This window comes from Pantoea sp. X-Soil-ISGK-275, assembly GCF_059730795.1.
Window position 1 is genome coordinate 354,689 of the sequence record NZ_AP035976.1, and the last position, 20,859, is coordinate 375,547.

Here is a 20,859-nt window from a genome sequence, read left to right on the forward strand (position 1 = left end):
TTCTTTGATTGAGCCTGCTATGTCCTCATCGCGCCCGGTATTTCGCTCCCGTTTTCTGCCCTATTTGCTGCTGTTGCCGCAACTGGTGATTACGGCCATCTTCTTCCTGTGGCCAGCCGGTGAAGCCTTGTGGTATTCGCTGCAAAGCATCGATCCTTTTGGCATCTCCAGCACCTTCGTTGGGCTGGCGAACTTTAAGCGCCTGTTCAGCGACGAATACTATCTGGCCTCCTTTTGGACCACCATCGAGTTCAGTGCGCTGGTGACGATTTGCGGCATGACCTTTTCCCTGCTGCTGGCGGCGCTGGTCGATTACGTAATTCGCCTGCGCAAGCTCTACCAAACCTTGCTGCTGCTGCCGTACGCGGTGGCGCCGGTGGTTGCGGCAGTGCTGTGGATGTTCCTGTTTAATCCGGGCCTCGGTTTGTTCAGCCATCTGCTGAACCAAATGGGCTACAACTGGAACTACGCGCAAAACAGCGGTCAGGCGATGTTCCTGATTGTTCTGGCGTCGATCTGGCAGCAAATGAGCTACAACTTCCTGTTTTTCTTCGCCGCGCTGCAGTCGATTCCCAAATCGCTGGTAGAAGCGGCGGCGATCGATGGCGCCGGTCCGGTGCGTCGCTTCTTCAATTTGTCCCTGCCGCTGATCACGCCGGTGAGCTTTTTCCTGCTGGTGGTCAATCTGGTGTACGCCTTCTTCGATACCTTCCCGGTGATCGATGCCGCCACCGGCGGGGGTCCGGTGCAGGCCACCACCACGCTGATCTACAAAATCTATCGCGAAGGCTTCACCGGGCTGGATCTCTCTTCCTCCGCTGCGCAATCGGTGGTGCTGATGCTGCTGGTGATTGGCCTGACTATCCTGCAATTCCGCTTTGTCGAGCGTAAGGTGCAATACCAATGATTGAGAATCGACGCGGGCTGGACATCTTCAGCCATACCTTGCTGGTGTTGGGCGTGCTGACCATTCTGTTCCCGCTCTACATCGCTTTTGTCGCGGCAACGCTGGATAACGAGGCGGTGTATCAGGTGCCGATGACGCTGCTGCCGGGCACGCATTTGTGGGAGAACATCTCGCGTATCTGGACGCACGGCGTGAATGGCAGCGGTCCGGCGTTTGGCATGATGATGCTCAACAGCCTGCTGATGGCGCTCGGCATCACCATCGGCAAAATCAGCGTCTCGATGCTCTCCGCCTTCGCGCTGGTGTGGTTCCGCTTCCCGCTGCGCTCGCTGTTTTTCTGGCTGATTTTCATCACCCTAATGCTGCCGGTGGAAGTGCGTATTTTCCCGACGGTGGAAGTGATCTCGACGCTGAATATGCTCGACAGCTACAGCGGTTTAACGCTGCCGCTGATGGCGTCGGCTACCGCCACTTTCCTGTTCCGTCAGTTCTTTATGTCGCTGCCGGACGAGCTGATTGAAGCGGCGCGTATCGACGGTGCCAGCCCGATGCGCTTCTTCTGGGACATCGTGTTACCGCTGTCCAAAACCAATCTCGCCGCGCTGTTCGTGATCACCTTCATCTACGGCTGGAACCAGTATCTGTGGCCGCTGCTGATCATCAACGATACCAGTCTCAGCACCGCCGTCGCCGGAGTGAAAAGCATGATCAACAGCAGCGGCGGGCCGACGCAGTGGAATGAAGTGATGGCGGCAATGTTATTAACCCTGATTCCACCGGTGGTGGTGGTACTCGTGATGCAACGTGCGTTTGTGCGTGGCCTGGTAGAGAGTGATAAATAAATGGCAGGCGTAACCCTTCAGACCGTGACCAAATCGTATGACGGCAAAAATCAGATCATTCAGCCACTGAATATCACCATTAACGATGGCGAATTTATGGTGATGGTCGGCCCTTCCGGCTGCGGTAAATCGACGCTGCTGCGCATGGTGGCGGGCCTTGAGCGCGTATCGTCGGGCGATATCTATATCGACGACAAACGCGTCACCAACATGGAACCGAAAGATCGCGGCATCGCCATGGTGTTCCAGAACTACGCGCTCTATCCGCATATGACGGTGGGCGAAAACATGGCGTATGGCCTGAAAATTCGCGGCATGGGCAAAGTGCAGATCGATCAACGCGTAATGGAAGCGGCACGCAGCCTCGAGCTGGATCATCTGCTGCATCGCCGTCCACGCGAGCTGTCGGGCGGACAGCGTCAGCGTGTGGCAATGGGGCGCGCCATCGTGCGTGAACCGGCGGTCTTCCTGTTTGATGAGCCGCTGTCGAATCTGGATGCGCGCTTGCGCGTGCAGATGCGCCTTGAGCTGCAACAGCTGCATCGTCGCCTGAAAACCACCAGCATTTACGTGACGCACGATCAGGTGGAAGCGATGACGCTGGCGCAGCGCGTGATGGTCATGAACAAAGGCGTGGTGGAGCAGGTGGGCACGCCGGTGGAAGTGTACGAGCGTCCGGCCAGCCAGTTTGTTGCCTCGTTTATCGGCGCACCCGCCATGAATTTGCTGCCAGGACAAATCAGCAGCGACGGCACGCGTTTCACGCTGGATGCGCTCAACAGCTTGCTATTGGGCGAAAGCAAAGCCAAATGGGCCAATCGCCCGCTGACGCTCGGCATTCGTCCCGAGCACATCAAGCTTAGCAGCCGCGACGCGGGCGGTATTCCGCTGGTGGTGGAGACGCTGGAGATGCTGGGCGCGGATAATCTGGCGCACGGCCGCATCGGTAATGCACGCATGGTGGTACGTTTGCCGCACAGCGAGCGCCCGCAGGCGGGCAGCACCTTGTGGCTGCATCTGCCATCAGATGCGTTACACTTCTTCGATTCAACCTATGGAAAGCGTCTGGAATGAGTCAACATAACTGGCCTTATCCGCACATTGTCGCGCATCGCGGCGGCGGCAAACTGGCCCCGGAAAATACCCTCGCGGCGATTGATGTCGGTGCGCAGCACGGTCACACCATGATCGAGTTTGATGCCAAGCTATCGGAAGATAAGCAGATTTTCCTGCTGCACGACGACACGCTGGATCGCACCAGCAACGGTTGGGGCGTGGCGGGCGCGCTGTCGTGGCATAAGCTGTCGCAGCTGGATGCCGGCGGCTGGTTTAGCCGCGATTATGAAGGCGAACCGCTGGCGCTGCTGAGCGAAGTGGCCGAGCGTTGCCGCCAGCATCAGATGATGGCGAATATCGAGATCAAACCCACCACTGGGCAGGATGTGGAAACCGGACGCAATGTGGCGCTGGCCGCACGCGAACTGTGGCAAGGACAAACCGCGCCGCTGCTCTCTTCATTCTCTTACGCTGCGCTGGAGGCGGCAATGGAAGCGGCACCTGAACTGCCGCGTGGTTTGCTGCTGGATGAATGGCACGACGATTGGCAGGCGCTGACTTCGCGTCTGGATTGTGTCTCGATCCATCTCAACCACAAATTGCTCGACGCGGAACGCACCGCGCAGCTAAAAGCGGCCGGTCTGCATATTCTGGTGTATACCGTGAATCAGCCCGCGCGGGCGCGCGAGCTGTTAGGCTGGGGCGTCGATGCCATCTGCACCGATCGCATCGATATTATCGGGCCCGACTTCCGTTAGTTCTGCTGCTGTTGCTGGCCCGGCTGCGACTGAATCACGCGCTGCTGGGCGCTATTCCGCTGTTCCTGCACCTTGCGCTGTACATCCTGACTTTGCTGCTGCTGACTCTGCTGCAACTTGAGCTTCTGCTGTTGCTGCTGACTCTGCATCTGCGACTGCATCCGCTGCTGGCTCGGGTTATAGCCGGGTTTGTTCGGGTCGTTGGTGCTGTTCAACGTATTTGCCATGCTGCTTAACGGCAGCAATGCTGCGATCACAATTAGCCATTTGTTCATGGTCTTCCTCCATTCATGCAGCCTGCTGTGTGCTGATGCTGCCAATGCGGCAACACGCGCTGCAGCCATAAGTTTATGCGATATCACAAACCTATGATCCAGGAGTGCGCCGAATTTAGCTTACTGCTACGCTTTTTACCGTGTTTGCAAACACTTGCATCAATAAATAACAAATGGATACCCAAAATAATTCAAGGCGCAGGAAGGCGGCAAACGAGAGAGTCCCGATGAGCTTACATAAGTAAGTGATTCGGGTGAACGAGAGCAGCCAACGCATCTGCACCTTGAAGTATGAAGGGTATAAATAACTTTAAAAGGATGGTGGCAGATGAGGATACAGGGCAACGTGCGGCAGTTCGGCTGGGCATTATTGATGAGTTTTACCGTGGTGCAGGGTGCACAAGCTGCGCCCGCCAACGCGCCGCCGGTTTCGTATGGCGTTGATAGCGATACCTTTCACCCGGTAAAAGCCAAACATGGCATGGTGGCATCGGTGGACGCGATGGCGACAGAAGTTGGCGTCGATATTCTTAAGCAGGGCGGTAACGCAGTGGATGCGGCCGTTGCGGTGGGTTTCGCGCTGGCGGTGACGCATCCGCAGGCCGGTAACCTCGGCGGCGGGGGCTTTATGCTGCTGCGTACCGCATCCGGACGTACCACCGCTATCGACTTCCGCGAAATGGCACCGGCGCGCGCATCACGCGATATGTTCCTCGACAAGCAGGGCAACGCTGATAGTAAGTTGTCACTCACTTCTCACTTAGCCTCAGGCACGCCGGGCACCGTTGCCGGTTTTGCGCTGGCGGCACAGAAGTACGGTACCTTGCCGCTGAGCAAATTACTGGCGCCCGCCATTAAACTGGCGCGCGATGGCATCGTGGTGAACGATGCGCTGGCCGACGATCTCGCCACCTACGGCAAAGAGACGCTGATCAATCACGACAACAGCCGTGCGATTTTCTACAAAGCCGACGGTAAGCCGTACCAAAAGGGCGAACGTCTGGTGCAGAAAAACCTCGCACACAGCCTGCAGCTGATTGCCCAGCAAGGTCCGGATGCGTTCTATAAAGGCAAAATCGCTGATGAAATTGCCGGTGAAATGGCACAGCACGGCGGCCTGATCGGCAAGCCAGATCTGGCGGCTTATCGCGCGGTAGAACGCAAACCGGTGAGCGGCACCTATCGCGGCTACGAAGTGTTCTCCATGCCGCCGCCATCGTCCGGCGGGATTCACATCGTGCAGATCCTCAATATCCTGGAAAACTTCGACCTCGCGAAGTTTGGCTTTGGCAGCGCCGATGCCATGCAGGTGATGGCGGAAGCGGAAAAGTACGCTTATGCCGACCGCTCGGAATATCTTGGCGATCCTGACTTCGTCAAAGTGCCGCAGCAGGCGCTGACCAGCAAAGCCTACGCCAAAACCCTGGCGCAGCAGATTGACGTCAATAAAGCGCGTCCATCCAGCGAGATCAAACCGGGCAAACTGGCGCCGTATGAAAGCAATCAAACCACGCACTTCTCGGTGGTGGATAAAGATGGCAACGCGGTGGCAGTGACCTACACGCTGAATACCTATTTCGGTAGCGGCATTGTCGCCGGGCAAAGCGGCATTTTGATGAACAATGAAATGGATGATTTCTCGGCCAAACCGGGCACGCCCAATGTCTACGGCTTAGTGGGCGGTGAGGCGAATGCGGTGCAACCGGCCAAACGCCCGCTGTCATCGATGTCGCCCACCATCGTGGCTAAAGACGGTAAAACCTGGCTGGTGACCGGCAGCCCAGGCGGCAGTCGCATTATCACCACCGTGCTACAAATGGTGGTGAACAGCATCGATTTTGGTATGAACGTTGCGGAAGCGACCAACGCACCGCGCTTCCATCATCAATGGTTGCCGGATCAGCTGCGCGTGGAGAAAGGTTTCAGCCCGGATACGCTGCGCCTGCTGGAAGCCAAAGGCCAGCATGTGAAAGTGATGCCGGCGATGGGCAGCACGCAAAGCATTATGATTGGGCCGGATGGCACGCGCTATGGCGCATCGGATCCGCGCTCGGTGGATGATTTGAGCGCAGGTTATTAATCACTTGTAGGGTCGCCATTCACGGCGACCTGGTTTCCAGGTGCGCATTAATGCGCACCCTACAAGGCAGCTGTGCATTCACATCAACCTTTCAAGCGCGCCATGTAATGCGTATCCACCATTTCGCCGTCGCGCATTGCGTGTCGACGCGCGGTGCCTTCAATCTCAAAGCCAAACTGCTGATACAAGCCAAGCGCTTTATGATTATCGGCGAACACCGTCAGCTCAATGCGCGTCACCTGCAGCCAGTTGTCGCACAAATCGATCATCGCTGACATCAGCGCTTTACCGACGCCGCGCCGATGAAAGGCAGAATCGACGCCCATGCCAAACGTCGCCGCATGGCGACGGCGCGCCACTGACAGCACTTCAAGGGTGAGTTGCCCGGCAATCTGATTGTCAATACACGCCACTAGCATCTGCACACCCGGCCGCGGATTGCTGAGGCGTTCCTGCCACAGCGCTGGCGATTGAAACGGCAGATGCAGCGTGCTGGCCTGCGGTTCAGGCTGGCTGTACATGCGCGTTAAAGCGGCGGCATCTTCGGGAATGGCGTGACGAATGACGATCTGACTCATAGAGCGCTCCTTGTGCAAAATGGAATAAATCCCCTTTAACATCAAGGAATTCACATCGTTCGTCAACGCAAAATAATCCGCAAAAATACTTTACAGACGCGAATGATAATGATTATTATTGTCATGCGAGCTCGGAAACGTCTCCTGACAACCGGGTAAGCACGACATTGCTCACATTGCTTCCAGGTATTATTTAGCCAGCTCGGGTGCTGGCTTTTTTTTGCCTTTTACAGGGTGTACCAGGTTGCTGCACCGGGCCCGACCGGCAGGTTGAAGACAAACACCCACAGAACAAACAGCAGCGTCCAGCCAATCATAAACACCACCGAATACGGCAACATCATTGCCACCAGCGTACCGATGCCCATATCGCGACGATAACGTGCCGCCACCGCCATAATCAGGCCGAAGTAACTCATCATTGGCGTAATTACGTTGGTCACCGAATCACCAATGCGATAAGCCGCCTGAGTCACTTCCGGCGCAAAGCCGACCAGCATCAGCATCGGTACGAAAATCGGTGCGGTCACCGCCCATTGCGCCGAGGCGGAGCCAATCATTAGGTTGATAAAGCCGCAGATCATGATGAAACAGACAAACAGCAGCGGCGCGCCCATATCCAGTGATGCCAGCAAATTGGCGCCTTTCACCGCCACCACGGTGCCGAAGTTGCTCCAGTTAAAGAACGCCACGAACTGCGCGGCAAAGAACACCAGTACGATGTACATGCCCATGCTGCTCATGCTGGCAGACATGGCGTTGATCACGTCGCGATCGTTGCGCATATTGCCAATCATGCGGCCATAAACCATGCCGGGGATGGCGAAGAAAACAAAGATAAACACCACAATGCCTTTCAGGAACGGCGAGCCCGCCAGCGTGCCGGTTTTCGGGTTGAGCAACACCCCATAGCCTGGAATTACGGTCAGAATCAGCAGCAGCGTAACGCCGAGAACCGCCCAGCCTGCGCCTTTCAGCGCGCGACGTTCTTCTGCCGATAGCGCGCCCATATCGCCACGCACCGCCTCGCCTTCGCCGTCGTGATATTTGCCAAGCTTAGGTTCGACGATGCTGTTGGTAATCCAGGTGCCAAGAATGGAGATCACGAAGGTACTGACAAACATGAAGTACCAGTTCACTTCCGGGCCAACATGGTAGTCAGGATCGATAATCTGTGCGGCGCTTTGGGTGATGCCAGACAGCAGCGGATCAATGGTGCCGAGCAGCAAGTTGGCGCTGTAGCCGCCGGAAACGCCAGCAAAGGCCGCTGCCAGACCCGCCAGAGGATGACGTCCCAATGAGTGGAAAATCATCGCAGCTAGCGGAATCAGCACCACATAGCCCAGTTCAGACGCAGTGTTTGAGATGATGCCGGCGAAGACGATGGTGAAGGTGATGAGCTTTTTCGGTGCGTTGAACACCAGCGCGCGCATCGCGGCAGAGAGCAGCCCTGAATGCTCGGCAATCCCCACGCCGAGCAGCGCAACCAGCACGGTGCCGAGCGGCGCAAAACCGGTGAAGTTGGTGACCAGATGGCTGACGATGCGCTGCAAGCCTTCGGCACTCATCAGGCTAACCACGTGAATCACGCCATCTGGTGCGCGGCCCGCCGCACCTACCGGGCGCGGATCGATCACGCTGACGCCGAAGGCGGCGGCAATCGCGGAGGCGACGATGATGAACAATGCAAACAACGCGAAGAGCGTAATCGGATGCGGTAATAAGTTTCCTAGCCACTCAACGGTATTGAGAAAACGCTCAATTGGGCGTTTGGCTGGTGTAGAGGAATGGTCCGTCATAATGGTCCTTTTTTTCGTCATTTAGTCTACTGTGCAGGACTGCCGATGCTCTTTGTTCCTTCTCTGCTTGGCTACAAGACCATTCTCGTTAGTTCTGCCTGAGGAGGGGGCCCGCAAAACCTGCACCTGACAAAAAAATGATAAACTCGGTTTATCTCTGATCTCAGGCGCATAAGATGAAGAAGAAAAGACCGGTATTACAGGACGTTGCCGATCGCGTCGGCATCACAAAAATGACCGTCAGCCGCTACCTGCGTAACCCAGATCAGGTCTCGGTAGCGCTGCGCGATAAGATTGCCGTGGCGCTGGATGAGCTCGGTTACATCCCCAATCGCGCACCCGACATGCTCTCCAACGCCACCAGCCGCGCCATCGGCGTGCTGCTGCCTTCGCTGACTAACCAGGTTTTCGCCGACGTCTTGCGCGGGATCGAAGCCGTCACCGACGAAGCGGGTTATCAAACGCTGGTGGCGCACTTTGGTTATAACGCGCAGAAAGAGGAGCTACAGCTGCGCTCGCTGCTCGGCTGGAACATTGATGGCGTAATCCTCACCGAGCGTACCCATACGCCAGGCACGCTGCGCATGCTGGAAGTGGCGGGCATTCCAGTGATTGAGATGATGGATTCGGTAACGCCGTGCCTCGATATGGCGGTGGGCTTCGATAACGTCGAAGCCGCGCGCCAGATGACGCATGCTATTCTGAAAAAAGGCCATCGCCACACCGTCTATCTCGGCGCGCGCCTTGATGAACGTACCTTGCAGAAGCAGCAGGGCTACGAAAAAGCGATGCGCGAAGCGGGGCTCACGCCACACAGCGTGATGATGGAGGATGCCTCTTCGTTCAGCGCCGGCGCGCAACTGCTGTGTGAAGCGCAAAAGCGTTATCCCGAAACCGACAGCCTATTTTGTACCAACGATGACCTGGCGGTGGGCGCGATGTTTGAGTGTCAGCGTCAGGGATTGCGTGTGCCGGAGCAGATGGCAATTGCTGGTTTTCACGGGCACGACATCACGCAAGTGGTCAATCCGCGCCTGGCCACGGTGTTAACGCCGCGCGAGCGTATGGGACGCGAATCGGCAGCGATGCTGCTGGCGCGGATTGGTGGCGATCGCACGATGACGCAACCGCTGGATGTTGGCTTTGAAATCTCCGAAGGTGACAGCATCTGATTTTGGCGATTTTTTGAGTCAGTTCACACTTTCGTGCTTTTCCGCCTGAGAAGGGTTGCCAGCCTTTCAGTGGGCTCTGACAATGGCAACTCGATTTGTTATCGGTAACATTGGGCAGAATTCACTGCCGGAGCGCAAAACAATGACTACGCCATCTCCATCGCATCACGTCTTTATCCTGATGGGCGTTTCCGGCAGCGGAAAATCTGCCGTCGCCAATCAGGTCTCTTACCAGTTAAACACCGCGTTCCTCGATGGGGATTTCCTCCATCCGCGCAGCAACATCATGAAAATGGCGGATGGCCATCCGCTGGACGACAACGATCGCCAGCCGTGGCTGCAGGCGCTGAATGATGCGGCATTTGCCATGCAGCGCACGCAGGAGATCTCCATCATCGTCTGTTCGGCGCTGAAAAAGTCCTATCGCGATATCCTGCGTCAGGGCAACGAGAACCTGAAATTTATCTATCTGCAGGGCGATTTCGAAACCATTGAATCCCGCCTGAAAGCGCGTAAAGGTCACTTCTTCAAACCGCAGATGCTGGTGACGCAGTTCGCCACGCTGCAGGAACCCGGCGCGGATGAGCCCGATGTACTGGTGGTTGATATCAATCATTCACTGGATGAGGTAGTTGCGGCCACGGTTGCGACCATTGAGGGTGCAATCAACAAGGGTTAGTCATGAGTACCGCAACGTTAGTGTTAACCGCAGCAGGCTCTGTCCTGCTGCTGCTGTTTTTGGTGATGAAAGCGCGTATGCACGCCTTTGTTGCCCTGATGTTAGTCTCCATTGGTGCCGGTCTGTTCTCCGGCATGCCGCTCGATAAAATCGCTGAAACCATGGAAAAAGGCATGGGCGGAACGCTCGGCTTTCTCGCCATTGTGGTGGCGTTGGGCGCGATGTTCGGCAAGATCCTGCATGAAACCGGCGCCGTCGATCAGATTGCCATCCGCATGTTGAAAACCTTTGGTGAAAGCCGCGCACACTATGCGATGGGCGTCGCCGGATTGATCTGTGCATTGCCGCTGTTCTTTGAAGTGGCGGTAGTGTTGCTGATCAGCATTGCGTTCGCCGTAGCGCGTCGTACCCAAGGTAATTTGGTTAAGCTGGTGATCCCGCTGTTTGCCGGCGTTGCGGCTTCCGCTGCGTTCCTGCTGCCGGGACCGGCACCAATGCTGCTGGCTGCGCAGATGCACGCCGATTTTGGCTGGATGATTCTGCTGGGCCTGTGCGCCGCGATTCCGGGCATGCTGATTGCAGGTCCGCTGTTTGGCAGCTTTATCGCGCGTCACGTTAGTTTTAGCGCGCCACCGGAAGATCATCAGCCGGAAGTGGAAGAGGGCAAACTGCCGTCGTTTGGCTTCAGCCTGGCGTTAATTCTGTTCCCGCTGCTGCTGGTGGGCCTGAAAACCATCGGTGCACGTTTCACCACGCCAGGCTCTCATCTGTATGAGTGGCTGGAGTTTATCGGCCATCCGTTCACCGCGATTCTGCTGGCCTGTCTGATGGCGATTTATGGCCTGGCGTATCGTCAGGGCATGGATAAAGAGAAGGTGATGCAGGTGTGCGGCAGCGCGCTACAACCGGCGGGCATTATTCTGCTGGTGATTGGTGCCGGCGGCGTGTTTAAGCAGGTGCTGGTGGATTCGGGCGTTGGCCCGGTTTTAGGGCATGCGTTGACCGGCGCAGGTATGCCGATTGCGCTGGCGTGCTTCATCCTTTCTGGCGCGATTCGCGTGATTCAGGGTTCGGCCACCGTGGCGTGTTTAACCACCGTCGGTTTAGTGATGCCGGTGATAGAACCGCTGCACTACAGCGGCGCGCAGCTGGCCGCGCTGTCGATCTGTATCGGCGGTGGCTCGATCATTATCAGTCACGTGAATGATGCGGGTTTCTGGCTGTTTGGCCGCTTCACCGGCGCCACCGAAGCCGAAACGCTGAAGACATGGACGCTGATGGAAACCATTTTGGGCACCACCGGCGCGATTGTTGGCATGATTGCGTTTAGTTTGTTGTCGTAAATTTGGTGTGGTCGCCATCAATGGCGACCCTACGAAACGACATTTAATCCTCTTCCCGCTCATCATCTGGCTGATCTAAAACCGTGTACGCCACGGCGCAGAACAGCGAATTTAAACGCTTCATATCGCCCAGTAAACCCAGATGCAGCGAGCTGGTTTCGATACTTTGCACATTCTGCAGATGCAAACGCTCAACGTGCGCGTGCGAAAAACGGCGAATCAGGATGCGGAAGCGATGCTTAGAGCGGCGCAGGCGCTTGGCGCTAGTGACATCGTGCGACAGAAACACCGACAAACTCAGGCGCAGGTTATATAGCACCTGCTCCTGCAAGGTTTGCAGCTCCTCTAATCCCTCCGCAGAGAAGGCGCGGCGCGCGGTCAGCGACTTATCCGCTACGTCGGCACACATGCGTTCGATGATGTCGCCCGCCTGTTCAAGGTTGAGCGCCATCTCAATGATCTCCGCCCAGCGGCGTGAATCATCCTCCGGCAAGTCTTCTTTCGGCATACGCGCCAGATAGAGTTTGATGGCGGTGTAGAGCACATCAACATCATCATCCAGCCGCCGCACCGCGCGCTCTTCGCGCAGGTCGCCGTGCACCACTTTATTGAATGACTCAATCATCTGCTCGACCACATCGCCGATGCGCAGTGTTTCGCGTGAGGCATTAGCCAGCGCTAATGCGGGTGTATCGAGTGCGCTGCTGTCGAGGTGTTTGGGTTTCAGATGCGTTTCGTTTTCAGGATCATCGGCGATCATACGGCGGCACAGGCGCGCCATCGGATCGGCAAACGGCACCATGACCAAGCAGCGAATCAGGTTGTAGAACACGTGGAAGAAGATGACCAGCTCTTCATCTTTGACCGGCATTTTATCCAGCACGTCAGCGACCACATTGACGAACGGCAAAATGGCGATGCTGCCAATCAGCTTAAACAGCAGGCTACCGAGCGCGACGCGTTTGCCCGCTGCATTGGAGCCGCTGGCGTTAATCATCGCCAGCAGGCCGCTGCCGAGGTTGGCACCAATCACCAGACAGAGCGCCACTTTGAAGGAGATGACACCGGTAGCGGTCAGCGTGGCGGTAATCAGTACCGCCGCGAGGCTGGAGTAGCTGATGATGGCGAACACCGCGCCAATCAGTGCATCGAGCATCACATCGCCGGTCAGTGTTGAGAACAGTACCTGAACGCCCGACGCCTGAGTGATCGGTTTGGCGGCCGCGACAATCAGCTGCAGCGCCAGCAGAATCAGTCCGAGCCCAATACTGGCGCGGCCCAGCTGCCCAACGCGCGTTTGCTTACGGCTGAGGAAGAACACCACGCCAAAGAAGATAAACAGCGGCGACAGCCACGACAGATCGAAGGTCAGGATACGCGCCATGATCGCGGTCCCGACATCCGCGCCCAATACCACTACCAGCGCGGGCGTCAGGCTCACCAGATTCTGCGCAACAAAGGAGGTAACCAACAGCGTGGTGGCGTTACTGCTTTGTACCAGCGCTGTCACGCCGATGCCGGCAAGAAACGCCATCGGTTTTTTTTCGACGCTGCGGCTGAGTACGCGACGCAGATCGGCACCGTAAACGCGCATGATGCCGGTTCGCACAATGTGTGTGCCCCAAACCAGCAGCGCAACGGCGGAGAGTAGATTAAGCAGAGTTAACACGTATAGAGGCTCCTCATCCGTCAGGCTCAAATCACACCGATTGCCAGCCTGACGGTGAGCACAACCGGTAAAACCTTCGCCGCGTTGTGTCGCCTTTTTTCGTTTAAATTAAGCAACCTGGCGCAACGTCGACATCTCTAACTGTAGCCCAATCTGCATGCCAGCGGGATGCAAATCTGCCACGCTGCGATTGAGCACATCAACTGAGAGCTCTACATTTTGCGCGCGCACCCGATAGCGAATCACGTTGCCGAGCAAGCTATGGCTGAGGATGGTGGCGGGAATGCCAGCCTGCGGCGCGCACAGTTGGATTGACTCGGGGCGAATCGCGACCTGGCCGCTGAAAGCCTGTCCGGTCAGCTGCGTTGCCTGCTCGGCGCTCAGCAGGTTGTAGTTGCCAATAAAACCGGCGGCAAACACATCGGCCGGTTGGGTATAGAGCATTTCGGCGTTGCCGTTCTGCACGATCTTGCCCCGGTTCATCAACACGATGCGATCGGACATGGTCAGCGCCTCTTCCTGATCGTGGGTAACGAACAAGGTGGTGAGCTTCAGCTCGCGCTGAATATGGCGGATTTGCTCGCGCAGATGGCGACGAATGCGCGCATCCAGCGCCGACAGCGGCTCATCCAGCAGCAGCAAGCGTGGACGCGTCACCAGCGAACGCGCCAGCGCCACGCGCTGACACTGTCCGCCAGAAAGCTGATGCGGATAACGCCGCGCGAACTCGGTGAGTTCCACCAGCGCCAGCACCTCCATCACGCGCTTTTGAATCTCGCCGCTCGCCAGTTTCTGCATCTTCAGGCCAAACGCCACATTCTTCTCAACCGTCATGTTCGGGAACAGCGCGTAGCTCTGGAACACCATGCCGATGGTGCGCTTCTGCGGCGGCAGCGGCACGATATCCTGACCTTGCAGCAATACTTTGCCGCTATCGACGTCGGTCAATCCGGCGATGCAGCGCAGCAGCGTGGATTTGCCGCAGCCGCTGGGGCCGAGCAGCGTGACAAATTCGCCTTCTTCGGCGCTGAAATCGATGTTTTCAAAAATGGCGGTTGGGCCGTAGCTTTTATTCAGCTGGGTGACGCTCAAATAACTCATGGTCAGCCTCGTTCAGGATTGAGGGCATTCGCCAGCCAGGTGACCAGCAGGACGACGGCAAAGTAGGAGATCACCAGCGCGCTGGTGAAGTGGCCGCTGCCGTTGCGCATGTTAAACAGATACACCTGCAAGGTTTCATAGCGGGTGCCGACCAGCATATTGGCGAAAACAAACTCGCCAATCAGGAAGGAGAAGGAGAGCAGCACCGCGATAAACACGCCTTTACGCAGGTTCGGCAGCACCACAAACAGCGCCGCTTGCCAGGTGCTGGCACCGAGCAGCTGGGCGGCATCAATCAGCTCTTTCAAATTGATAGCCTGCATATTGTTGGAGATGGCGCGATAGATAAACGGCAAGGCGATGGTGAAGTAGCAGCCGATCAAAATCCACGGCGTGCCGGTGAGCATCAGCGGCGACGACGAATAGAGCTGCAGCAGACCGACCGACGAAACCACCGGCGGCACGGCGAATGGCATCAGGATCAGCACGTTCATCACCGCATCCAGCTTCGGATAATAGTAAGCGATCACAAACATGGCAGGCAGCACCAGCACCAGCGAGAACAGCAGCGCACCGAAGCAAACCAGTAACGAATGACCGAGCGCGGTGAGGAAACGCGGATCGCTCCATAGCGCGCTGAGCCACTTCAGCGTAAAGCCCTGCGGCAGGATGGTATCGCTCCAGCTGGTGGAAATGCCGTACAGCAGCGTTGCCAGCAGCGGCGCGGCTAAAATGCCTAGCAGCAGCCAGACAATCAGGCGATGGTAAAATTTTTCCGCGCGCGACAAGGTTGGCTCCTCAGGAAGGTTTGGCGTTGAGATAGCTGCGGCGCACCAGATACTGCTGCACCACGGTAATCAGCGCCATAATCAGTACCAGCAGCATCGCCAGCGCGCCGCCGGTGTTGGGATCAAGCGAGATATCGCCGGATACCAGCGCAGCAATGCGCACCGGCACCACGTTAAAGTTGCCGGTGGTGAGTGCGTAAATGGTGGCGTACGCGCCAAGCGCATTCGCCAGCAAAATCACGAAAGTCCCGAGCAGCGCCGGGAACAGAATCGGCAAACCGATGTGCCACCAATAGCGCCAGCGGCCTGCACCCAGCAGCGCGGCGGACTCTTGCCAATCCTGGCGCAGACCATCAAATGCTGGATAGAGCAGTAAAATGCCAAGCGGGATTTGGAACCAGGTGTAAACCAGCACCATGCCATCACGCGAGAACAGCTTGAAGCCCTCCAGCACGCCGTAATGGCGTAGCAGCAGCGTCAGACAACCGTTCAGACCGAGCAGAATCACAAAGGCAAACGCCAGCGGCACGCCGGCGAAGTTGCTGGTCATGTTGGTAAATGACATCAAAAAGCGCTGAAAACGGCCGCTGCCGAGACGATGCAGCGAATATCCGGCAACCAGCGAGATCAGCAGGCCATAAATGCTCGACCAGATTGAAATGTCGAGCGACAGGCGAAACGCCTGTAAATAGAACGGCGAGGTGAGGATGTCGCTGTAGTTGTCGAAGCCCCAACGCTCATTGATGTCGCTCCAGAAGCTGTTGATGGCAATCCACAACAATGGCGCGAGCTGGAATGCCACCCAAAACAGCGCAAACGGCAGCAGCAACAGCGCAGCGAGCGTTTTGCCCTTCATTACTGCGGCTCCGCCAGTAACGCATGACAAACCGGTTTGTCATGTTCGACGCCGAGCAGGCTGCAGACGATGCCGCACAGTTCGATTTGCTGCGGCTGGAGATCCGGCTGCAGCGAGAAGCCTTTGCCAAACACGAACAGCGGCACTTGCGTCTCTTCCGGCAAAATGCCGCCGTGCGAGCGGTCATCGTTCATGCCGTGATCGGCGGTGACAATCACCTGATATCCGGCCGCCAGCCAGCCCGGCATCCACTGCGACAGATAACCATCGGCCATGCGCGCGCGGTTGCGATATTGCGGCGATGACAAGCTGTGCTTGTGCCCGGCATCGTCAATGTTCATCGGGTGGATCAGCAGGAAGTCAGGATCGTGCCGCAAACGCAGGCTTTCTGCGTCTTCGAACAGGTGGGAATCCGGATAACCGTCATCCCAGTAAAAGTGGCCGTACTGAATGGGCCGATCGGGCGCGACCGTATGGCGGTCGCGCGCCGCGTTGAACGGGGATTGGTTGTAGAGCTCACTCACCCAGTGATAAGCGGCCGCAGCGGTGGTGAGACCGGCAGCACGCGCGTAATGGAAGATGCTGCGCTGATTACTTAAGCGGCTGACGCCGTTATGAATAATGCCGCTGCGCACCGGTGGAATGCCGGTGAGAATGCATTCGTACAGCGGGCGCGACAGCGAAGGCAGTTCGCAGGTCAGCGTGTAATATTGGCCGTTGCCCTGCGCGCATTCGGCAAACAGATAGCCCATTGCGTGTTGCGCCACCTGATTACTCAGCCCATCCAACACCACCAGGATCGTTTTCATCCCTCGCTCCTTACTGCTTCATATTGATGATGACGTTCTCTTGCCACAGACGCGGCAGCATTTTCGAGGTTTTATCCCATGCGGCCTGGTCCTTGATTGGACGAGCATTTTTATACTCAGACTGCGGTAGCAGCTTAGCCTGCACGTCGGCTGGCAGTTTCAGGTGTTCGGCACGAATCGGACGTGCATAACCTTTCGCCAGGTTGATCTGACCTTCATCAGACAAGATGTATTCACGCGCCAGCTTGGCGGCATTCGGATGTTTGGCGTATTTGTTGATGATGGTGCTGTAGCCAGACGTCACGGAACCATCGGATGGAATCACCACTTCGTAGCGGTTTTTATCGATCTGATCGCGGTAGTTCAGGCCGTTAAAGTCCCACACCACCGCCACCTGAATTTCGCCTTTCTCGATGTTGGCAATCACCGGATCGGTCACGCCAAGGCGGCCTTCTTTCGCCAGATCGCCGAAGAAGCTCAACGCCGGTTTCACATTCTTCTCGTCACCGCCCAACGCGTAGCTGGCTGCTAACACGCCGTTGGCCGCCTGAGCCGCAGTGCCGACGTCACCGATAGTGACCACATACTTACCTTTCTTCAGATCGGCCCAGCTGTGCGGCACATCTTTCACCTGCTGCTTATCCACCAGGAACGCGATGGTGCCGGTATAGGCCAGCATCCAGTTGCCATCCTGATCTTTCGCCCAGCTTGGGATTTGATCCCAATGCGTTGGTTTATAGGGTTGCGCCACGCCTTTCGCCACGGCAATCGGACCGAAAGCCGCGCCCACATCACCGATATCGGCGCTGGCGTTCTCTTTCTCTGCATCAAATTTTGCCAGTTCCTGCGCAGAGGACATGTCGGTGTCGCTGTGCTTCAGACCATATTTGCTGTTGAGGTCACTCCAGGTATCTTTCCAGTTGGCCCAGCTATCGGGCATGCCGACGCTGTTAACCTGGCCTTCGGCGCGCGCGGCTTTTTCTAACGCGGCGAGGTCATTATCTGCGGCTTGCGCGGCAGGCAGCGCAAGCAGTACGGCACTGGCTACTACAGAGGCGATAAACGCTTTCATCTCGATTGCTCCCGGTATATGTTGTGGGACTTCTTGGTCTAGTCCAGCAAGAACCGAGCCAATGTAGCCCGAGTAGATGAAGGTTTTATGACCATGGTGGTGAAATGGGGTGTGGCGCGACGATCCACATGCGGTTACAGCGCGCTAAAGCGTGGGTTGTACTCTGTCACATTGTAGTCATCGAACTGTCATAGTGCAGATTTGCCCCAAAATGAGGCTGAAAAATGATGTCGAAAACGGCAGATGTGATTGCGGCAGGGCTGCGGGAACGCATTGAAAACGGTGAATTTGCCAGCGGTCGTTTGCCTGCCGAACGCAGCTTGAGCGAACACTATTCCACCACGCGCATCACGCTGCGTGAGGCGCTGGGGTTACTGGAAGCGCAGGGCATTATCTACCGGGAATTGCGTCGCGGCTGGTTTCTGGCACCGCCGCGGCTGGTCTATAACCCATCACATCACAGCCATTTTCATGCCATGGCCGCCGAGCAAGGCCGCATTGCCAGCACCGAAGTGCTGGAGGCGCGGGAAGTACCGGCACAACTGGCGATTGCGCGTCATCTGCAACTGCTGGAAGGCGATAAGGTTTACCGCATTCGCCGCCTGCGGCGTATTGACGGCCGCGCCGTGTTGTATGTCGAGCATTACCTCAATCCCGCCTTTTTTCCGGGATTGCTGGATGAAGACCTGACGCGCTCGCTGACCGATCTCTATGACCAGCGCTATGGCATTCGCTACGGCGGTGCGCGTTTTACCATGTTGCCGGGACCGCTGCCGGTGCGCGCCGCGCCCGCGCTCAATGTGGCGAGCGGCACGCCCGGATTGTTAATCACCCGCATCAACCGCGATCAGCACAAGCGCGTGATTGATTGCGACTGCGAGTTCTGGCGCTACGACGCGCTGTGCGTGGATGTCGAAGTATAAATATTGTGATTTTGATCACACTACAGCATGATAGCGCCAGTAAGTAATTGAGAGCGTGAGGCGCAAAAAATGACAATAAAAACAGGGGTTGGGCAGTACATTTCTTTAGCACTGCAGTGGGTGCTGAATATTGGTCTGATCATCCTGGCCATTATTCTGGTGGTGTTTCTCGGTAAAGAAACCATTCATCTGGCCAATGTGCTGTTTAGCACTGGCGAGCAGACCTCTTCCTATCTGCTGATTGAAGGCATCGTTATCTACTTCCTCTACTTCGAATTTATCGCCTTGATTGTGAAGTACTTTCAGTCGGGCTATCACTTCCCGCTGCGCTACTTTATCTATATCGGCATCACGGCGATCATTCGCCTGATCATCGTCGACCATAAAAATCCGTTTGATACGCTCTACTATTCAGCGGCGATTTTGATTCTGGTGGTGACGCTGTGGCTGGCCAACAGTAACCGTCTGAAGCGTGAGTAATAATATCGCGTGGCACAACCAGCAGTGCCACGCATTCTCCTCTGCGTTAAACTAGGGCAACTTTTTTTCCGGAGATGTCCTGATGTCGCATGACGCGCTGCGCCAGTTACGCGCACTGCACTGGCTGCCAGCCTCTTCCCCGCAGCTTTCTGCCCCGTTACTTGACTGGTTAATGGAAGAAGATTCCATGACGCGTCGCTTCGAGCAGCATTGTCAGCAAGTGACCGTAGAAGTGATCCGTGAAGCGTTTATAGGCGCCGATGAAATAACGGATGAGGCGGAATTTCTGCCCGCCGATCCGCGCTTCTGGCTGCGCGAAATTGTGCTGTGCGGTGATGGCGTACCCTGGCTGATTGGCCGCACCGTGGTGCCAGAAAGCACGCTGAACGGCCCCGAGCAGATGCTGCAACAGCTCGGTACGCGTCCGCTCGGTCGCTATCTGTTCTCATCATCTACCCTGAGCCGCGATTTTATCGATCCCGGTCAGGTTGGCGAGTTATGGGGACGCCGTTCTCGCCTGCGCTTGTCGGGCAAACCGCTACTGTTAACTGAACTGTTTTTACCGGCGTCGCCGCTCTATCGCGCGCTGGATCAAGGATAAACCACTGTGCAAAACACCTTACCCATGACCAAATGGCAGGCTTACTGCCGCCTGATGCGTATTGATAAACCCATCGGCACCGTGCTACTGCTATGGCCAACCCTGTGGGCATTGTGGCTCTCCGGCATGGCGATTCCACCGCTGCCGGTGCTGTTAGTGTTTGTGCTCGGCGTGATCGTGATGCGTGCTGCAGGCTGCGTCATCAATGACTACGCTGACCGCAAAATCGATGGTCACGTAAAGCGCACGGCGTCACGTCCGCTGGCCAGCGGCGCGGTATCTGAGAAAGAGGCCAAACTGCTTTTCGCCGGTCTCGGCTTGCTGGCGTTTATGCTGGTGCTGACCATGAACACCATGACCATTTTGCTGTCATTTGGCGGCCTGGCGCTGGCGTGGGTTTATCCGTTTATGAAGCGCTATACGCATCTGCCGCAGGTGGTGCTCGGCGCGGCATTTGGCTGGGCGATTCCCATGGGTTGGGCGGCAGTTAGTGAGTCTTTACCTTTGGTCTGCTGGCTGGTTTTCCTGGCAAATATCTGCTGGACGGTGGCCTATGACACGCAGTACGCAATGGTCGATCGTGATGACGATTTGAAGATTGGTGTGAAGTCGACGGCGATTCTGTTTGGTCGTTATGACAAACTGATTATCGGTTTATTGCAGCTGGCGACGCTTGGCCTAATGGCATTGGTGGGCATGATGCTCAATCTGAATGGCGCGTTTTACTGGTCACTGTTACTGGCAGCTGGTTTGTTTGTGCATCAGCAGAAGCTGATTGCCCAGCGCGAGCGTGATCCCTGCTTCCAGGCGTTTCTGAATAACAACTATGTGGGCATGGTGCTGTTTCTCGGCATTCTGCTCAGCACCGTGCCGTTCGCGGATTTGTTATAAACAAAAAAGGCGCACTGAAGCGTAATATTGTTCAGTTAAGCGCAGAGCGACTTTCGTTCGCTTTGCGCTGAGGCAGTTGCAGCACCTTCGTGCGGCGACCGAGCAGAGAGCGCCTGGCCGCGCCCTCTGCACTCCCGGGCCTTGCGCCAGCCCAGCTCGCCGCTGCGCGGTGCCTTCACT

The 20,859-nt window shown here is 56.7% G+C and carries 21 protein-coding genes; 12 read left to right on the top strand and 9 right to left on the bottom strand.

What is annotated here, in order from left to right:
- The first annotated feature begins 19 nt into the window (after nucleotides 1–19).
- From ugpA to ugpQ, 4 genes are read left to right on the top strand one after another with little or no spacing between them, the layout of a single operon-like run.
- Nucleotides 20–907: a sn-glycerol-3-phosphate ABC transporter permease UgpA gene (ugpA, locus tag AC6I8A_RS01565; RefSeq protein ID WP_008109906.1), complete on the top strand. Its 888-nt coding sequence runs from the start codon at nucleotides 20–22 to the stop codon at nucleotides 905–907.
- A complete protein-coding gene (ugpE, locus tag AC6I8A_RS01570) occupies nucleotides 904–1,749 on the top strand; it encodes a sn-glycerol-3-phosphate ABC transporter permease UgpE (protein WP_256698131.1) in 846 nt (281 codons plus the stop codon). Before ugpA ends, ugpE begins: the two co-directional genes overlap by 4 nt.
- A complete protein-coding gene (locus AC6I8A_RS01575; protein WP_008109908.1) occupies nucleotides 1,750–2,823 on the top strand; it encodes a sn-glycerol-3-phosphate import ATP-binding protein UgpC in 1,074 nt (357 codons plus the stop codon). It begins immediately after the preceding gene.
- On the top strand, nucleotides 2,820–3,563 hold the full coding sequence (gene ugpQ / locus AC6I8A_RS01580) for a glycerophosphodiester phosphodiesterase (RefSeq protein ID WP_154154766.1): 744 nt from the start codon (nucleotides 2,820–2,822) through the stop codon (nucleotides 3,561–3,563). The genes AC6I8A_RS01575 and ugpQ overlap by 4 nt, the downstream gene beginning before the upstream one ends.
- Here ugpQ and AC6I8A_RS01585 read toward each other — a convergent pair.
- The gene (locus AC6I8A_RS01585; RefSeq protein WP_479486485.1) at nucleotides 3,560–3,838 is read right to left on the bottom strand and encodes a DUF2756 domain-containing protein; all 279 of its coding nucleotides are present in this window, start codon (nucleotides 3,836–3,838) and stop codon (nucleotides 3,560–3,562) included. The two genes, ugpQ and AC6I8A_RS01585, sit on opposite strands and share 4 nt — an antisense overlap.
- Before the next feature lie 328 nt (nucleotides 3,839–4,166).
- On the opposite strand from AC6I8A_RS01585, the gene ggt reads away from it, so the two are divergent.
- Nucleotides 4,167–5,918, top strand: a complete 1,752-nt coding sequence (gene ggt / locus AC6I8A_RS01590) for a gamma-glutamyltransferase (RefSeq protein ID WP_061718397.1) — start codon at nucleotides 4,167–4,169, stop codon at nucleotides 5,916–5,918.
- A gap of 83 nt (nucleotides 5,919–6,001) precedes the next feature.
- Here ggt and AC6I8A_RS01595 read toward each other — a convergent pair whose 3' ends face one another.
- Together AC6I8A_RS01595 and AC6I8A_RS01600 are read right to left on the bottom strand one after the other, a co-directional pair.
- Nucleotides 6,002–6,496 carry a GNAT family N-acetyltransferase gene (locus AC6I8A_RS01595; protein WP_265300617.1) on the bottom strand — a complete coding sequence of 165 codons (495 nt, stop codon included), beginning with the start codon at nucleotides 6,494–6,496 and terminating at the stop codon, nucleotides 6,002–6,004.
- A 227-nt stretch (nucleotides 6,497–6,723) separates the two neighbouring features.
- Nucleotides 6,724–8,295, bottom strand: coding sequence for an AbgT family transporter (locus AC6I8A_RS01600; RefSeq protein ID WP_497817911.1), 1,572 nt, complete (start codon nucleotides 8,293–8,295; stop codon nucleotides 6,724–6,726).
- Nucleotides 8,296–8,471: 176 nt separating this feature from the next.
- Here AC6I8A_RS01600 and gntR point away from each other — a divergent pair, with 176 nt between their 5' ends.
- From gntR to gntU, 3 genes are all read left to right on the top strand, one after another.
- Complete coding sequence (gene gntR / locus AC6I8A_RS01605) at nucleotides 8,472–9,467, top strand: gluconate operon transcriptional repressor GntR (protein WP_154194851.1); 996 nt, start codon at nucleotides 8,472–8,474, stop codon at nucleotides 9,465–9,467.
- 142 nt (nucleotides 9,468–9,609) lie between these two features.
- On the top strand, nucleotides 9,610–10,146 hold the full coding sequence (gene gntK, locus AC6I8A_RS01610) for a gluconokinase (protein ID WP_497817912.1): 537 nt from the start codon (nucleotides 9,610–9,612) through the stop codon (nucleotides 10,144–10,146).
- 2 nt (nucleotides 10,147–10,148) lie between these two features.
- Nucleotides 10,149–11,489, top strand: coding sequence for a gluconate transporter (gntU, locus tag AC6I8A_RS01615; RefSeq protein WP_497817913.1), 1,341 nt, complete (start codon nucleotides 10,149–10,151; stop codon nucleotides 11,487–11,489).
- Between the two features lie 43 nt (nucleotides 11,490–11,532).
- On the opposite strand, the gene AC6I8A_RS01620 is transcribed toward gntU, so the two are convergent.
- From AC6I8A_RS01620 to AC6I8A_RS01645, 6 genes are all read right to left on the bottom strand, one after another.
- Nucleotides 11,533–13,158 (bottom strand): Na/Pi cotransporter family protein, encoded by a 1,626-nt coding sequence (locus tag AC6I8A_RS01620; protein ID WP_497817914.1) that lies wholly within the window; start codon nucleotides 13,156–13,158, stop codon nucleotides 11,533–11,535.
- Nucleotides 13,159–13,266: 108 nt separating this feature from the next.
- Complete coding sequence (locus tag AC6I8A_RS01625) at nucleotides 13,267–14,259, bottom strand: ABC transporter ATP-binding protein (protein ID WP_256698142.1); 993 nt, start codon at nucleotides 14,257–14,259, stop codon at nucleotides 13,267–13,269.
- A 2-nt stretch (nucleotides 14,260–14,261) separates the two neighbouring features.
- A complete protein-coding gene (locus AC6I8A_RS01630) occupies nucleotides 14,262–15,047 on the bottom strand; it encodes an ABC transporter permease (RefSeq protein WP_312180092.1) in 786 nt (261 codons plus the stop codon).
- A gap of 10 nt (nucleotides 15,048–15,057) precedes the next feature.
- Nucleotides 15,058–15,903 (bottom strand): ABC transporter permease, encoded by an 846-nt coding sequence (locus AC6I8A_RS01635; protein WP_008109927.1) that lies wholly within the window; start codon nucleotides 15,901–15,903, stop codon nucleotides 15,058–15,060.
- Entirely contained in the window at nucleotides 15,903–16,712 is an 810-nt protein-coding gene (locus AC6I8A_RS01640; protein WP_497817915.1) for an alkaline phosphatase family protein, read from the bottom strand. Before AC6I8A_RS01640 ends, AC6I8A_RS01635 begins: the two co-directional genes overlap by 1 nt.
- 10 nt (nucleotides 16,713–16,722) lie before the next feature.
- A complete protein-coding gene (locus tag AC6I8A_RS01645; RefSeq protein ID WP_008109931.1) occupies nucleotides 16,723–17,784 on the bottom strand; it encodes an ABC transporter substrate-binding protein in 1,062 nt (353 codons plus the stop codon).
- A gap of 224 nt (nucleotides 17,785–18,008) precedes the next feature.
- Between AC6I8A_RS01645 and AC6I8A_RS01650 the strand changes: the two genes are divergently transcribed.
- From AC6I8A_RS01650 to ubiA, 4 genes are all read left to right on the top strand, one after another.
- Nucleotides 18,009–18,707 (top strand): UTRA domain-containing protein, encoded by a 699-nt coding sequence (locus AC6I8A_RS01650; RefSeq protein WP_497817916.1) that lies wholly within the window; start codon nucleotides 18,009–18,011, stop codon nucleotides 18,705–18,707.
- Between the two features lie 69 nt (nucleotides 18,708–18,776).
- A complete protein-coding gene (gene psiE, locus AC6I8A_RS01655; RefSeq protein WP_008109934.1) occupies nucleotides 18,777–19,187 on the top strand; it encodes a phosphate-starvation-inducible protein PsiE in 411 nt (136 codons plus the stop codon).
- An 82-nt stretch (nucleotides 19,188–19,269) separates the two neighbouring features.
- Nucleotides 19,270–19,788: a chorismate lyase gene (gene ubiC / locus AC6I8A_RS01660; RefSeq protein WP_256698144.1), complete on the top strand. Its 519-nt coding sequence runs from the start codon at nucleotides 19,270–19,272 to the stop codon at nucleotides 19,786–19,788.
- Nucleotides 19,789–19,794: 6 nt separating this feature from the next.
- Complete coding sequence (gene ubiA, locus AC6I8A_RS01665) at nucleotides 19,795–20,679, top strand: 4-hydroxybenzoate octaprenyltransferase (RefSeq protein WP_008109936.1); 885 nt, start codon at nucleotides 19,795–19,797, stop codon at nucleotides 20,677–20,679.
- Nucleotides 20,680–20,859: the final 180 nt, after the last annotated feature.